The organism is Salinigranum rubrum, assembly GCF_002906575.1.
Classification (GTDB): Archaea; Halobacteriota; Halobacteria; order Halobacteriales; family Haloferacaceae; genus Salinigranum; species Salinigranum rubrum.
Genome location: NZ_CP026309.1, coordinates 1,296,945 through 1,310,764 on the forward strand (window position 1 = coordinate 1,296,945; position 13,820 = coordinate 1,310,764).

At 65.9% G+C, this 13,820-nt stretch carries 16 protein-coding genes, 1 other RNA gene and 1 pseudogene; 10 read left to right on the plus strand and 8 right to left on the minus strand.

What is annotated here, in order from left to right; genetic code table 11:
- Positions 1-246 precede the first annotated feature (246 nt).
- Positions 247-557, minus strand: an RNA gene (gene ffs / locus C2R22_RS06370) — signal recognition particle sRNA.
- 62 nt (positions 558-619) lie between these two features.
- The gene (locus tag C2R22_RS06375; RefSeq protein WP_103425021.1) at positions 620-1,027 is read right to left on the minus strand and encodes a DUF7548 family protein; all 408 of its coding nucleotides are present in this window, start codon (positions 1,025-1,027) and stop codon (positions 620-622) included.
- Between the two features lie 116 nt (positions 1,028-1,143).
- Here C2R22_RS06375 and C2R22_RS06380 point away from each other — a divergent pair.
- A pseudogene (locus C2R22_RS06380) lies at positions 1,144-2,294 on the plus strand (thiolase family protein).
- Positions 2,295-2,325: 31 nt separating this feature from the next.
- Complete coding sequence (locus C2R22_RS26865; RefSeq protein ID WP_216824835.1) at positions 2,326-2,685, plus strand: OB-fold domain-containing protein; 360 nt, start codon at positions 2,326-2,328, stop codon at positions 2,683-2,685.
- Between the two features lie 73 nt (positions 2,686-2,758).
- Here C2R22_RS26865 and C2R22_RS06390 read toward each other — a convergent pair whose 3' ends face one another.
- A complete protein-coding gene (locus tag C2R22_RS06390) occupies positions 2,759-3,169 on the minus strand; it encodes an HTH domain-containing protein (protein ID WP_103425023.1) in 411 nt (136 codons plus the stop codon).
- A 233-nt stretch (positions 3,170-3,402) separates the two neighbouring features.
- Positions 3,403-3,945: a MaoC family dehydratase gene (locus C2R22_RS06395; RefSeq protein WP_245902902.1), complete on the minus strand. Its 543-nt coding sequence runs from the start codon at positions 3,943-3,945 to the stop codon at positions 3,403-3,405.
- Positions 3,946-4,197: 252 nt separating this feature from the next.
- On the opposite strand from C2R22_RS06395, the gene C2R22_RS06400 reads away from it, so the two are divergent.
- The 6 genes from C2R22_RS06400 (at position 4,198) to C2R22_RS06425 (ending at position 8,315) form a co-directional block, all read left to right on the plus strand.
- On the plus strand, positions 4,198-4,506 hold the full coding sequence (locus C2R22_RS06400; protein ID WP_103425025.1) for an AbrB/MazE/SpoVT family DNA-binding domain-containing protein: 309 nt from the start codon (positions 4,198-4,200) through the stop codon (positions 4,504-4,506).
- A gap of 6 nt (positions 4,507-4,512) precedes the next feature.
- Positions 4,513-4,965: a hypothetical protein gene (locus C2R22_RS06405; RefSeq protein ID WP_103425026.1), complete on the plus strand. Its 453-nt coding sequence runs from the start codon at positions 4,513-4,515 to the stop codon at positions 4,963-4,965.
- 43 nt (positions 4,966-5,008) lie between these two features.
- On the plus strand, positions 5,009-5,557 hold the full coding sequence (locus tag C2R22_RS06410) for a poly(R)-hydroxyalkanoic acid synthase subunit (protein ID WP_103425027.1): 549 nt from the start codon (positions 5,009-5,011) through the stop codon (positions 5,555-5,557).
- Entirely contained in the window at positions 5,554-6,984 is a 1,431-nt protein-coding gene (phaC, locus tag C2R22_RS06415; RefSeq protein ID WP_103425028.1) for a class III poly(R)-hydroxyalkanoic acid synthase subunit PhaC, read from the plus strand. The genes C2R22_RS06410 and phaC overlap by 4 nt, the downstream gene beginning before the upstream one ends.
- Positions 6,985-7,183: 199 nt before the next feature.
- Entirely contained in the window at positions 7,184-7,927 is a 744-nt protein-coding gene (locus C2R22_RS06420; protein WP_103427592.1) for a beta-ketoacyl-ACP reductase, read from the plus strand.
- A gap of 148 nt (positions 7,928-8,075) precedes the next feature.
- The gene (locus C2R22_RS06425) at positions 8,076-8,315 is read left to right on the plus strand and encodes a helix-turn-helix domain-containing protein (protein WP_103425029.1); all 240 of its coding nucleotides are present in this window, start codon (positions 8,076-8,078) and stop codon (positions 8,313-8,315) included.
- Between the two features lie 85 nt (positions 8,316-8,400).
- On the opposite strand, the gene C2R22_RS06430 is transcribed toward C2R22_RS06425, so the two are convergent.
- A complete protein-coding gene (locus C2R22_RS06430; protein ID WP_216824802.1) occupies positions 8,401-9,156 on the minus strand; it encodes a DUF7547 family protein in 756 nt (251 codons plus the stop codon).
- A 179-nt stretch (positions 9,157-9,335) separates the two neighbouring features.
- Positions 9,336-10,421: an NADH:flavin oxidoreductase/NADH oxidase gene (locus C2R22_RS06435; protein WP_103425030.1), complete on the minus strand. Its 1,086-nt coding sequence runs from the start codon at positions 10,419-10,421 to the stop codon at positions 9,336-9,338.
- Between the two features lie 93 nt (positions 10,422-10,514).
- Between C2R22_RS06435 and C2R22_RS06440 the strand changes: the two genes are divergently transcribed.
- Positions 10,515-10,694 carry a hypothetical protein gene (locus tag C2R22_RS06440; protein WP_103425031.1) on the plus strand — a complete coding sequence of 60 codons (180 nt, stop codon included), beginning with the start codon at positions 10,515-10,517 and terminating at the stop codon, positions 10,692-10,694.
- A gap of 94 nt (positions 10,695-10,788) precedes the next feature.
- Here C2R22_RS06440 and dpsA read toward each other — a convergent pair whose 3' ends face one another.
- Positions 10,789-11,337, minus strand: coding sequence for a DNA starvation/stationary phase protection protein DpsA (gene dpsA, locus C2R22_RS06445; protein WP_103425032.1), 549 nt, complete (start codon positions 11,335-11,337; stop codon positions 10,789-10,791).
- A 428-nt stretch (positions 11,338-11,765) separates the two neighbouring features.
- Entirely contained in the window at positions 11,766-11,900 is a 135-nt protein-coding gene (locus C2R22_RS26870; protein WP_281259265.1) for a hypothetical protein, read from the minus strand.
- A 395-nt stretch (positions 11,901-12,295) separates the two neighbouring features.
- Here C2R22_RS26870 and C2R22_RS06450 point away from each other — a divergent pair, with 395 nt between their 5' ends.
- Positions 12,296-13,813 (plus strand): HEAT repeat domain-containing protein, encoded by a 1,518-nt coding sequence (locus tag C2R22_RS06450; protein WP_103425033.1) that lies wholly within the window; start codon positions 12,296-12,298, stop codon positions 13,811-13,813.
- Positions 13,814-13,820: the final 7 nt, after the last annotated feature.

The following is a 13,820-nucleotide window of genomic DNA, read 5'->3' on the forward strand; positions in this document are numbered from 1 at the left end:
CACGCCGTTCGTACCCTGTGGCCCTCATCCCTCGCGCGTGAGGGCTGGCGAAACCCCCGGCCTCGCGGCTTCCCACTCGCTCTGCTCGTGGGAATGCGGCACGGAGGCCGCACCGTCACGCGCCACTGCCCTGTTGCGGTCGGCGTGTGAGTGCAACGAACGAGCGACTCGCGCGAGGGGTGAGGGAACCGAGTGAAGGCTCTGAGCGACGGCTGTCGGGTCCGAAGTCGAAGGATGAAGTATGAGTGGTGGACGACGGGATTGCCCGGCGTTCCGACACGGGTAGTCCCGGTTGCCTCCTCCACCCCGCACCCCGTCGAGCGGCGCACGTCCGGTGATGGGCTGCTCACTTCCGTGCCTGACCCGATTTCACCGACGAACCACGGACGACCACCCCTGCGGATGGGGCCCGTGGGCCGCTGCCCCCGACGGACGAGGCTTCCACGTCGGCTCCCGGGGCCCGTGTCGGTCTGACCGGACGCCTCCGGGTTCGGCCCCCGCTGAAGACCTATTTCACGGGTGACGAGCAGGGCCTAACTGCCCGGCCTAGTCCACCACATCCTATCCCGGTGCCACATAAGGGCCTTTCGGCTTGCGTCTCGGTTTCGGAACCCCCAAATCAGAGGACGGCACGGGCGTACGCGGCCGCACTGAGCGGGACGAGCGCGGTGACACCGAGGACGACCCACCGGTGGTTACCCATCCACGCGGCCGAGAAGTTGAACACGAGTTGCGGGTCGACGGCGAGCGCCCACGAGGCGGCGAGACCGAGCATGCCCAAGCCGAGAACGAGCGTCAGGCCGGCGGCGGTCACCGGGTCCGTCCGTCCCCGCCGCCCCGCGAGGAAGACGACGACGGCGACGGGTGCGAGGAACCCGAGCGCGGTCACCCCGGCCGGGCCGGCGGCGTAGTACAGCCCGAGTTCGGTTCCGACGTCCGAGAGGAGCACGAACGGTGCGACGAGCGCAGCGACGACGGCGCCACAGGCGACACTGCCGACGAGGGGCGCGACGTCTTCGACCTCCATATCCGAGACTCGGGGACGCCGTGGCCTTAACAGGTCTGAAAACGTCGTGGCCGGGTGGGAGTGTTACTCAGGCGAGAAGTGGAAAAAGGTAAGCGGGACTGTACTCGTCGTCCTGTATGGAACGCGTTGCAATCATCGGCGCATCGATGACCCAGTTCGGGCAACGGGAGGCCTGGCTGCAGGAACTCCTCGCCGAGGCGGGGCAGGCCTGTCTCGAGGACGCGGGCGTCTCAGCCGACGAGGTGGACCACCTCTACCTCTCGAACATGGCGAGCGGCGAGTTCGAGGGGCAGACGGGGTCGATGAACTACCTGGCACACGACCTCGCGGCGATGCCGTCGTACACCCAGCGGATCGACCAGACCTCCTCGTCGGGAGGAGCCGGCGTCTACGCCGCGTACCAGTCCGTCGCGTCGGGGTCGAGCGATATGACGCTGCTCGTCGGCGGCGAGAAGATGACCCACTGTTCGACGGCCGAAGCCACAGACGTCATCGCCTCTATCACCCACCCCGCCGAGTACAAACACGGGCTCACGCTCCCGTCGTTCGCGGGGCTCACGGCGCGCTTGTATCTCGACCAGTACGACGCGCCCCGCGAGTCGCTCGCGAAGGTCGCCGTCAAGAACCACAAGAACGGCGTCCACAACCCCCACGCACAGTTCCAGAAGGAGGTCTCGCTCGAAACGGTGCTGGAGTCGCCCATCGTCGCCGACCCGCTCCGCCTGTACGACTTCTGTCCCATCACCGATGGGAGCGCCGCGCTGTTGTTCTGCCCCGAGTCGGTCGCCGAGGAGTACACCGACGAGTACGCGGTGGTTGCCGGCGTCGGCGGCGCTACCGACACCCACGTCGTCCACGAGCGAGCGGACCCGACGACGATGCGCGGCGTCGTCGAGTCGTCCGACATCGCCTACGAGATGGCAGACATGGGTCCAGAGGACGTCGACGTGGCCGAGTTGCACGACATGTTCACCATCCTCGAGTTCCTCCAGTCGGAGGACCTCGGCTTCTTCGAGAAGGGCGAGGGGTGGAAGGCCATCGAGGAGGGGAAGACCGAACTCGACGGCGAGATTCCGGTCAACCCCTCGGGCGGCCTGAAGTCGAAGGGACACCCCTCGGCGCGTCGGGGGTCGCACAGGTGTACGAGATTTACAAGCAGGTCATCGGCGACGCCGACACCCAGCAGTTGGACGCGGACGTCGGCCTCGCGTGCAACGTCGGCGGCTTCGGGAACTGCGTCATCACCACGATTCTGGAGGGTCAGTGAGATGTCCGATTCGAACTCGAACGCACACGAGATGGAGGCGTACCGCTACTCCGACGGGAGCATCACCTACCCCGGCCACCCGGTCGGCCCCGACGGTTCGGAGCCGGAAGGGACGGTCGACCTGAGCCAGTACACGGCGACCGTCGTCACGTGGACGACGTCGATGGCGACGCCCCCGGGCGTCCGTCAGCCGAACACCATCGCTATCGTCGAGTTCGACGTCGACGGCGAACCCGTCCGGGCCATCGGTCAGGTCGAGGAGGGGTCGGAACTCGACATTGGCGACGAAGTCGAGGCGGTGTACTGCGAGGAACTCCGCGAACCCGGCGCCGGTATCCGGCATCCCGACAGCCAAGAGTGGGACGGGTTCAGGTTCGTGGCGACCGAGTGAGCGGTGCGGTTCGCTCACGAACAGTCGTCGACGACGAAAGACGAGTCGCGGTGGTGTGGTTCAGTGCCGTCGGTCACTCGGCCGCCACCAACTCCGGCGAGGCGTCGAGCGTTTCGAGTTCGTCGAGACAGTCCTGGACGGTCGTTATCTCGGAACCGTCGAAATTTGGCGCGACGGTCTCGATTCCGTCGTCGTCGCGCACCTCCAGACACATCACCGGCAACACGAGTTCGCGCGCGAGGCCATCGACGAACGATTCGCGCTCGCGGACGGTGAAGAACGGGTCGATGTCGACGCCCGTCGCGTCGGCCCACGAGTCGAACTCCTCGTACGCGGTGACGGCGGCCGGGGTCCGACCCTCGCCCCCGTTCAGTCGGACGCGCCCGTCCCACACGAAGACGTCGTACGTCTCGATGCGACCCGAGTCCTCCAGTTCGCGGAGTCGAGCCACGACCGCGTTCTGCTGGTCGTTGGCTCCGAACATGTCCCCCGGACGTAGAGCGTGACGCGAGGCGCCTCGCTCTCGCCGTGTATAGCGTTCATGATGGTGTCCCCTAGTCAGTGAATGCGAGGCGACCTATGAAAGCGTTACCCTGATTCTCTACTGATGCGAGAAGTGTGTTAAATGTTCATTAAACACGCCGACGGAGGCGGACCCTGTCCGCGACTCGCCGTCTAGAGATTGCCTGACACGGGCGTCAGCGCCGCCGTTCGCGGCTACTCCGACTCGGGTGCGGGGTCGATGAGTACGACCGCCTCGCCGTCGATGACCGTCGTCTCGTCCGCCGTCTGCACGACGGTGTCGAGTCGGTACCGGCGGTCGCCGAGGTCCTCGACGATTTCGACGACCGCCGTGAGTTCCGAGCCGATGTCGACCGGCTTCAGGAAGCGGAGGTCCTGTGAGAGATAGACCGTCATCCCGGGCAGGCGCGCGAGGGCGGAACTGATGAGACCGGACGCGAGGGTGCCGTGGACGATTCGGCGGCCGAACCGGGTCTCCTCGGCGAACTCCTCGTCGAGGTGGAGGCGGTTGGTGTCGCCGCTGATGCCCGCGAACGCCAGGACGTCCTCCTCGGTGATTTGCTTCGTGAACCGGACGACGTCGCCGACGCCCAGTTCCTCGTCGGAGTCGACGCTCCGCTCCATCGACCACGACTCCTCCGTGTACGCGACGGAATCGACTTCGGGCTCGCGTACCCCGCTAGCGCCGTTTTGACGGGCCAGCATGGCTCGATTGGCCTCGGCGACACTCGAGTACATGTGGACGAAGCTCCTCGAGACGTGCCTGGACGACTTGAGCCACGCGGACGTCATTCCGCGGACTGGCGCCGTCACGTCCATAGCGCTATATTCCATGCTCCGTGTGAACGTCTACGACACTGATAACAGTTGTGAAAATTCGTTTCCGTTCGGTCCGGCGCCGTCCCATCTGAACCATCTGGTGGCATTGAATGGTATTAGATGGTTAGAATAGTAAACTTTATCCACTCACGGGGACAAGGAGTGAACGAGATGACAGACGACCCGGACGATGAAACGCCCATGTGGTCGCCCGCCGCGTTCGCGAAGCAGATGCAGGAGGCGTCCCAGCAAGCCACCAAGAGCCAGCAGGAGCTGTTCAAGCAGTTCATGCAGGCGTCTTCCGGTGGCATGGACGGTTTCTCGCAGCTAAACGCGATGAGTATGGGCAGCGCGATGTTCAAGACGCGCGTCCAGAGCGGCGGCCGCATCTCCATTCCCGACGCCGAGCGCGAGGCGCTCGATATCGAGGAAGGGGACATCGTCCAGGCTATCGTCATCCCCGTCAAACGAAACCGGTGATCCACCATGTCCGCTAACCCATTCAGCACTATGTTCGACATGCAGCGCACGTACATCGAAGCCAGCCAGTCCGCGTTCGAGAGCTCCCTGAAGCTCCAGCAGGTCGCGTCCGACGCCTTCCTCGGGAGCTTCGATTCGACGAAGTCGCTCCAGAAGCGCGGCGTCGACCTGACGAAGCGCGCGACGCTCGCCAACCTCGACGCCGTCGAGGAGACGCTCCCCGCCGACGTCGTCGCCGACCTGCGCGCGGCGGTCGACGAGCAGTACGAGGCGCTCGACGAGGCACACGACGACGCCTGGGAGGCGTTCGAGCGCTCCGCCGAGGACGCCGTCGACTCCTACGACGAACTGACCGAGGCGCAGGCCGAGATGGTCGACGAACTGTACGAGTCGCTCCTGCAGGTCAACGCCGAGGCCGCCGAAGTCGCCGAAGAGGCCGCCGACGCGGTCGAGCAGTAATCCGACGGCTTTTCCACCCGCTCTTCGTATTTGAGACCAGACAATGGCTAACGACATATCCGACATGACCGACGCAACGAACATGGAGTCGTTCTTCGAACAGCTCTCAGAGACGTACTCGGAGGCGTTCAAGCGCAACCTGGACGCCCAGGCGGCCTTCGCCGACCAGTGGATGGAATCGATGGAGGAAGCCATGTCCGAGGAGCGTCTCGACGACGCCTCCGAGGGTGCCGTCCGCGCCTACGAGGCGTGGATGGACGCCGCGGAGTCCTCCTTCGAGCGCGTCGGCGACGCCCTCGAGGGCGAGGACGTCGATCCCGAGGAGTTCCGCGACATCTGGTTCAACGCCGCCAACAGGGCGTTCAAAGAGTCGATGTCGACGACGGCGTTCGCCGCCGCGACGGGCCAGAACGTCGAGGACGTCCTCGACCTCCAGGCGCAGATGAACGAGGCCGCCCAGGACACCCTCCACGGGATGGGCTTCGCGACGACCGGCGACGTCCGCGAGGTCGGCGAGCGCCTCGTCGAGATCGAGCGTCGCCAGCACGCCATCGAGGAGAAGCTCGACAAGCTCCTGGAGCAAGAAGAATGAACCCCTTCACCGCACCGTTCGAGGCACAGCGGAAGATGCTCGAATCGTGGACCGACGCCGTCGAGACGGCCGAGGCCGCGCCCGAGGGCCTCGAGACGATGGCTTCGGTCGAGGTAGGTGAGACGCCGAGCGAGGTCGTCTACGAGGAGAACAAGCTCAAACTCCTCCGATACGACGCCGAGGCCGCGGGTATCGAGCCCGAGGAGACCCACGACGTCCCCATCCTCATCGTCTACGCGCTCATCAACCGGCCGTACATCCTCGACCTCCAGCCCGACCGTTCCGTCGTGCGACGGCTCTTGGAGGCGGGGTTCGACGTCTACCTCATCGACTGGGGCGAGCCCTCGCTCTTGGACCAGTCGCTGACGCTCGACGACTACGTCAACCGCTACATCGACAACTGCGTCGACGAAGTCGCCGAGCGTGCGGGCGTCGACGCCATCAACCTCTTAGGCTACTGCATGGGCGGGACGATGAGCGTCATGTACGCGGCGCTGCACCCCGAGAAGGTCCGAAACCTCGGTCTGATGGCGGCGGGCCTCTGCTTCGCCGGCACCGGGGGCATCCTCGAAGAGTGGGGCGACGACGAGTACTACTCGCCGCGCGACGTCACGGGTGCGTTCGGGAACGTCCCCGCGGAGTTCCTCGACGTCGGCTTCGCGCTCATGGACCCGGTCAACAACTACGTCTCGAAGTACACCACGCTGTACGACAACCTCGGGAACGAGGACTTCGTGGAGAACTTCGCCCGGATGGAGCGCTGGCTGTCGGACGGCATCGACCTCGCCGGGTCGACGTACGTCCAGTTCCTCGAGGACGTCTACCAGGGGAACAAACTGTACGAGAACGAACTCGAACTGGACGGCAAACACGTCGACCTCGGGGAGATCACGATGCCCGTCCTCCAAATCGTCGGCCAGTACGACCACCTCATCCCGCCGGAGGCGTCCCGGCCGTTCAACGACGCCATCCCGTCCGACGACGCGACCCTGATGGAGGAGTCGACCGGCCACATCGGACTGTCCGTGTCGAGCAAGTCACACGCGAACCTCTGGCCCAACGTCGCCGAGTGGTACGCCGAGCGCTCCCGACTCGACGACTCGGACGAGGCGGTCGACATCGATGTCGACGGACCCGAGGCCGGAGACGACGAGGCCGTCGACGCCGAGAACGGGACCGTCCACGTCGAGGACGACGCCGGCGAGGAGGACGAAGACGACGAGAGCGGAGCCGAGGCGTTCGACGACACGGACCTCGACCAGGTTCGCGGCGTCGGCCCGGCCTACGCCGACCGACTCCGCGAGGCGGGCGTCGGCACCGTCTCCGAACTCGCGGCGGCCGACCCCGAGACGCTCGCGGAGCGAATCGACGTCTCGACGTCGCGGGTCGCCGACTGGGTCGACCACGCGACCGAACTCACGTCCTGAGCCGACTCCCCGGACTGACCACTCCTCGGCCGGCCTGACGCGAACCCGCGCTCCGGACGTCACCGTTTCTCACGGATGACACCCCTTCTCGCGCTGGCTTCGAGACCTGAACTATTATACCTCGGTTCCGAGTGTCATCAACCGTGAGTCAACGTCATCGAGTCGACAGGCAGTCCGTCTCGTGGCGCTCACTTCGAACATGAAACTCGAAGACAGAACCTGTGTCATCACGGGTGCATCGAGGGGGATCGGCCGCGGTATCGCGGAGGAGATGGCTGGCGAGGGCGCGAACGTCGTCGTCAACTACCGCTCCTCGAAGGAGGAGGCTCGGGACGTCGTCGAGACCATCCGCGAGGCCGGCGGGGACACCATCGCGTCGCAGGCCGACGTCACGGACTACGAGGCCGTCGGGGAGATGCGCGACGAGGTCCACGACGCGTTCGGCCCCGTGGACATCCTCATCAACAACGCCGGCATCACGAAGGACACCACGTTCGCCCGGATGAGCCCCGAAGAGTGGAAGACGGTCATCGACGTCAACCTCAACGGGACGTTCAACGCGTCGAAGGTGTTCTTCGAGGACATCAAGGAGTCCGACCAGGGGCGACTCATCAACATCTCCTCCATCGTCGGCAAGCAGGGGAACTTCGGGCAGGCCAACTACGCCACGGCGAAGTCGGGTATCTTCGGCTTCACTCGTACGCTCGCGCTCGAACTCGCTCCCTCGGGGGCGACGGTCAACTCCGTCGCGCCGGGCTTCACCCGGACGGACATGCTCGACGAGGTCCGCGAGGACATCCAAGAGCGCATCCTCGAAGAGATTCCGATGGGCCGGTTCGCCGAGGTCGAGGACATCTCCCACGTCGTCAAGTTCCTCGCCAGTGAGGAGGCTTCCTACATCACCGGGGAGGTCATCGACGTCAACGGGGCGATGGACCTCTAGTCCCGCTCGGGACCGGCACGGTGTGGCACCTGATCGTCCTGTGTGAAGCTTGACCAAGGACATAATACCCAATATTAATCATATACAGTGTATATTCATCCATACAAGGTAAGCTTAAGTGGAATCGGTTCAATTCGTTGAGTAGACAATGAGCCAGCAACTCCTCACCCGCGCTGCGAACGAGACGAAGCCCGAAATCCCGACCGAACTCGACTCCACCTCGTCGAAACTGGTCTACCTGTACCTCCGCGCGTCCGGTTCGTGCACCATCGACGAACTCCAGGCGTCGCTGGACATGCAGAAGATTTCGCTGTACCCGCTGCTGAAGAGCCTCTCGAAGAAGGGCCTCGTCGAGGGCGAGGGCGAGACGTACCACCTCGCCTCCTAGGTCCGCCGGGGCTACCGTCGCTGTGTCCCGCTTCGGCCGCACGACCGCGTGCGATCGCTGCCGGACCGACTGACAGCGGTCCCGTTCAGCGTTCGTTCTCGTCCCGGTCGCTTTCGTCCTCGCCTCGGTCGCTTTCGTCCTCGTGCCGGTCGTCGTCTCCGTCGGTCACTGCCGACTCGTCGCGCACCTCTTCTCTGATCGACTCCAGTTCCGCATCCACGTCTATCGCCACCGACGAGTCCGGTTCGTCGGTCGGTTCCTCACCGCCCTCCTCACTCGCGGCTGATTCGTCGCTCGCGTCACCTTCCTCGTCGTCGACCGGGATGACGACGCCCCCGCTCCGACCCGCCGAGCGCTCCGCCCGCGACCGTGAGTCCCGCTCCGCACCCCGAGCCTCGGCGAGGCGGGACTCGATTTCGGCGGAGAGGTCGCGGGCCTCCCGGAACACGTCCCGGGCAACCGGGTCGGTCGGCTCCTCGGTCCCCGTGAGCGCGCGACGGAGGTCGTCGAGCGCGCGCTCGGTCCCCTCGACCATTCGTCGGTCGACGCCGTCGAGGTCCCCCCGCGCCCCCTGCAGACCCCGCTCCGGGTCTGCCAGTCGGAGGACGCCGCGGAGCAGTTCGAGCGACTGGACCGTCGTTTCGAGGATCGAGATGACGGTCGGGATGGTGTACTCCTCGGTGAACCGGACGACGTCGCGCCCGCGGGGCGGGTCGCGGCGGGTCGGCCGACGAGTCGCGTCGTCGGTGTCGAGCGTCCGTTCGAGTTCGTCGAGCGTCGTTCGGAGGTCCGAAAGGAGGGCAGCGAGGTCCTCACGGTTGCGGTCGGGGTCGCGGCTCATACCCTCCGTTGGGGCGGCGCGGGCAAAAACGTCCGCGCTCGTGTCGTGGCGGAGAGAGCGAACGTGTGTCTCGGTGCCTGGAGACGGGTCGGTGTCGCTGGTGCGCGTGAAAACCGCGGCTCGACAGACGAGGCCCTTCGCTCGGCAGGACACGATGCGTCCACCGAACAACGACGGAGCTACCGCCGCGACGCGCGCCGGTACTGCGGCGGCCACTGCTCCTCGGCGCCGAGTTCGTGCGCCGCGCGGTGTGTGAAGTACGGGTCACGGAGGTGTTCGCGCCCGAGGAGCACGACGTCGGCCCGCCCGTTGCGAACCAGCGCGTCCGCGTGTTCGGGGGTCGTGATAGCGCCGACGGCTGCGACGGGGACGTCGGCCTCCGTGCGAACCCGCTCGGCGTACGGCACCTGATAGCCCGGTCCGGTGTCCGGGAGCTGCTGGTCGGGGTGGACGCCGCCGCTGCTGACGTCGACGAGGTCTGCGAGGTCGGCGAGGTCGCCGGCGAGCCGGACGGTGTCGTCGACGGTCCACGACTCCCGCTGCGGGAGCCAGTCGGTCGCGGAGACGCGGAGGAAAAGCGGCTGCCCGTCGGGCCACACCCCCCGGACCGCCTCGACGACTTCCCGAACGAGCCTGGTCCGCCCCGCGAAGTCGCCGCCGTACCCGTCCGTTCGGCGGTTGGTGACCGGCGAGAGGAACTGGTGGAGGAGGTAGCCGTGAGCCGCGTGAACCTCGGCGACGAGGAAGCCGGCCTCGCGTGCGCGCTCGGCCGCCGCGACGAACTCCTCGACGACGCGTTCTATCTCCGCCTCGGTGAGGGCGTGGACCGGCGGCGAGTCGGCGTCCTCGTACGGCCACGGGACGTCGCTGGGCGCGAGTACCTCCCAGCCGCCGTCGGCCGGCGAAATCGGCCCCCGTCCCTCCCAGGGACGGCGCGTGCTCGCCTTCCGGCCCGCGTGTGCGAGCTGGATGCCGGGAACCGCACCCTGGTCGCGGACGAACGAGGCGACGCGTTCGAGCGCGTCCGCCTGCTCGTCGGTCCAGATGCCGAGGTCCTCCGGCGAGATGCGTCCCTCGGGCGAGACGGCGGTCGCCTCCGTCATCACGAGGCCGGCACCGCCCACCGCTCGGCTCCCGAGGTGGACGAGATGCCAGTCGGTCGCGACCCCCTCGACCGCGGAGTACTGACACATCGGGGAGACTCCGACTCGGTTCGGCAGCGTCGTCTCGCGCAGCGTGTACGGCGAGAACAGCGACGAACTCATTACAGGGAGTTAGTCCTGGGAACGTTATACGTTGTGTTCTCCTCGTTTTAGGCGAGCCAAAACCTTATCCGTGGCAGGCACTCACGCGAAGGTATGAGCGAACCTGACGTCGCCCCGGCGTCCGACACCTCCGAAGCGACCGACCTTGATGCGCCCGCACCGACGGTGTCGGCGTTGCACGCGTCGCCGAATCGGCTCGTTCTCACCGAAGACGGTAACACCGACGGGTGGCTGGCGAGCGACGCCACTGTCGGACTCGACGAAATACGATAGAATCGAGCGGCGTGTGCTCCCTGCGGCCTTTACCTCGTACGGGTCGCTGTCAGCCACGACCGGGTCGACCGGTACACAGCGACGGCAGTCCGCCTCAGTGGGTCGCTTCCTCGAGCACGAGCGTGTCGTCTTCGAGGTAGTGTTCGATGTGGTGGGCGGCGTCTTCGACTTCGATGAGGTTCTCGCGGAGCAGGTGAGCCGTCGCCGGGTCGCCGAGGTTCTCCGCGAGTTCGACGTGCTCGCGGAGCGTCTCGATGATGTCACCGTACATCTCCATGTCGTTCTCCAGGGACGTTCGGATGTCGTAGACGTCCTGGCCCTCGTGGGAGACGGGAGCGTGTTCCTCGTAGGTCGCCCCGCCGGAGAGCGGGACGCCGCCGAGCGCCTGTGCCCGCTCTGCGAGTTCGTCGGCGAACTCCTCGGCCTCCTCGGCGGCCTCGCCTAAGAAGAGGTGGAGGTCGCGGAACTCCGCGCCTTCGACGACCCAGTGGTGCTTCTTCAGCTGGTGGTAGAGGACGTACGTCGCCGCGAGGTCGGTGTTGAGTGCATCGACGAGTTGTTCCGCGCGGTCGGCGTCGATGCGGAGCGCTTCGCTCCCTTCGACGGTATCTGCATCCTGCTTGACAGTTCGCTGAGTGCTCATTGCGTCCTTACGTTAGGAGGCAGGTCACTTTATGCTTGGGTTTTGTAAAAAATATTTTTGGCGACGCGAAAAGTTATCCTCAGCTCCGACACACCCTCTGGCGGTGACGACCCGAGCAGAGACACACACATACGTGTCGAACACGTAATAGGTCCGCTGGTCGTACGAGACCAGCAGGCGGCCGCGAACGACGTGGGTTCTGTCATGGTTCCCCCACAGGGTAGGACCGCGGTCGCCACCCGCTTCGTCCCCGTTCTTCGGTACCGACGCCAGCGACGAACGGAGACTCCCTATTCGGTGCTGTGCTCGATTCGGTGTCTTCCCGTGGAGGTGCGACGTCGAACGAGACCGCTACGGACGCGTCGCTGAGAGTTCCTTCTATCTCGGGGTCTCTGACTTCAAAACCGAGTGACCCGGCGGTGTCGCGCTTACGCAGTTCCGCCGGACTTCCGCCGCCAGTCGTCGCAGTACGGACACCACGGCTCCTCCTCGCCGGGCGTGCTCACGAGGAGGGTCTCCTCGCAGCGTGGACAGAGTTCGTCGGTGGGATCGTACTGTGCCATGTCCGACCCATGCCGATGGGCCTGTAAGTGTTTTCTGACCGCTCAGTCGAAACGGTCGAGGCGGCCCTCCGGAAGACCGTCGAGGAGAGCCAGCAATAACGTCCCCATCTGTAGGCGGAGCAACGCTCGGATATTTTTCAACTCCGACACTTTCTCAACCGTGAGACTCCGCTACGGGGGTTTATCTTGGGCGTCTGTAACAGCAGAGTGAGGTGGACAACGCGGCGACGTGACGTGTGGGTTCGCCGAACCCGCATCCGCTCCGTGTCGGTCCGCCTCACTCACTCCTCTCCACTGCGGTTTCACCACCGGGTATCGTCGACGGGTGTCTGGACTCCGTTTCACTTGGACCGATATGGAAACGCTCTTTTCACAGACGGCCGGAGTTCCGACGTATGAGTGACGGGGACGACGCCGACGAGACACCCAGCGCGGACGAGTCACCCGAGGCCGACGAGTCATCCGGGGTAGACGAGGGGCCCGACGAATCACCCGAATCCGACGAGACCGACGAGGAATCCACCGCGGACGAGGCCGAAGAGGTCGACGAGGAATCCACCGCGGACGAGGCCGACGAGACCGACGAAGAGTCCACCGCGGCCGAGACCGACGAGGCCAACGAGGAATCCGCCGCGGACGAAACCGAAGAGACCGACGAGGAACACACCGCAGAGAGCCTCGACGAACGCCTCACCGCCGTCGAGGAGGAACTGGACGCCGCCGAGACGGAGTCGGACCTCGACGAGGTCGAAGCCACCCTCGACGACATCGAGAGCGACCTCGAAGACGCGGACCTGCCGGAACCCGACGAGGACGACGAGGACGCCGAGGATCCGCGTGCCGACCTCGAATCGAGGATCGAAGAACTCCGCGGCGAACTGGAGGAGGCCCGCGGGCCCTACGGCGAGGACGTGGTGTCCGAGATCGAGGCGGCGAAGACGAAGATCGAAGAAACCCGCTGGACCGACCAGGGCGAGGACGAAGTCGCCGAGGCGGTCAGGAGCTTCACCGACACCGTCTCGGAGACGCTCGACGGCGACTTCACGCCCGAGAGCGATGACTCCGAGGACCTCGTGGCCGCGCTCGATTCGGTCGCCGACGCCGTCACCGAGGCCGACTTCGACGCCGACGAGGACGCCGAAGAGATCGCCGCCCTCCTGGAGGCGACCGACGCGCTCTCGACGGGGCTCGAAGAGGCCGAAGAGTGGGACGACCTTCTCGTGAACGAGCAGTTAGAGGCGCTCGGCTTCTACGACTGCCTCGGCCACTACAAGGACTTCCCGCCCGAGTGGTCCGCGGTGAAGGAGTGGGAGAAGCGCGGCAACGTCGAGATGGTGCTTCTCGCGCTCGACAAACTCGGCGACTCGGGCTTCATGGAGGAAAACTGCCTCGAAGCCATCACTCGCATGGGCGACCCCGGCGCGTTCGAGGAGATGCACGCCCGCGCCCAGAAGCGCGGCAAGCCCGCCATCAAGGCGCTCGGGAAGATGGGTGCCGACGCCGAAGAGGCCGTCGAGACCCTCGTCGAGTACGTCGACGCCGACTCGGACCCCGCCCTGCAGAAGGTGACGTTCAAGGCTCTCGCCGAAATCGGCTCCGAGGAGGCCACCCAGGCGCTCGCCGACAAACTCGTCATGGACAACGACAACGTCCGCCCGCACGCGGCCCGGGCGCTCGGCCTCATCGGCGACACCCGCGCGGTGGACCCCCTGACCGACGCGCTGACCGACGACGAGAACGACAAGGTCCGCGCCGCCGCCGCGTGGGCGCTCCGACAGATCGGCACCGAACGCGCGCTGGAGGCCGCCGCCGACGCCACCGACGACTCCGCGTTCGTCGTCCAACACGAGGCAGAACGCGCCGCCGAAACCCTCTCCACGTCGGGATCGGACGCCGAAGCCCCCACGGCGTAACGTCTCT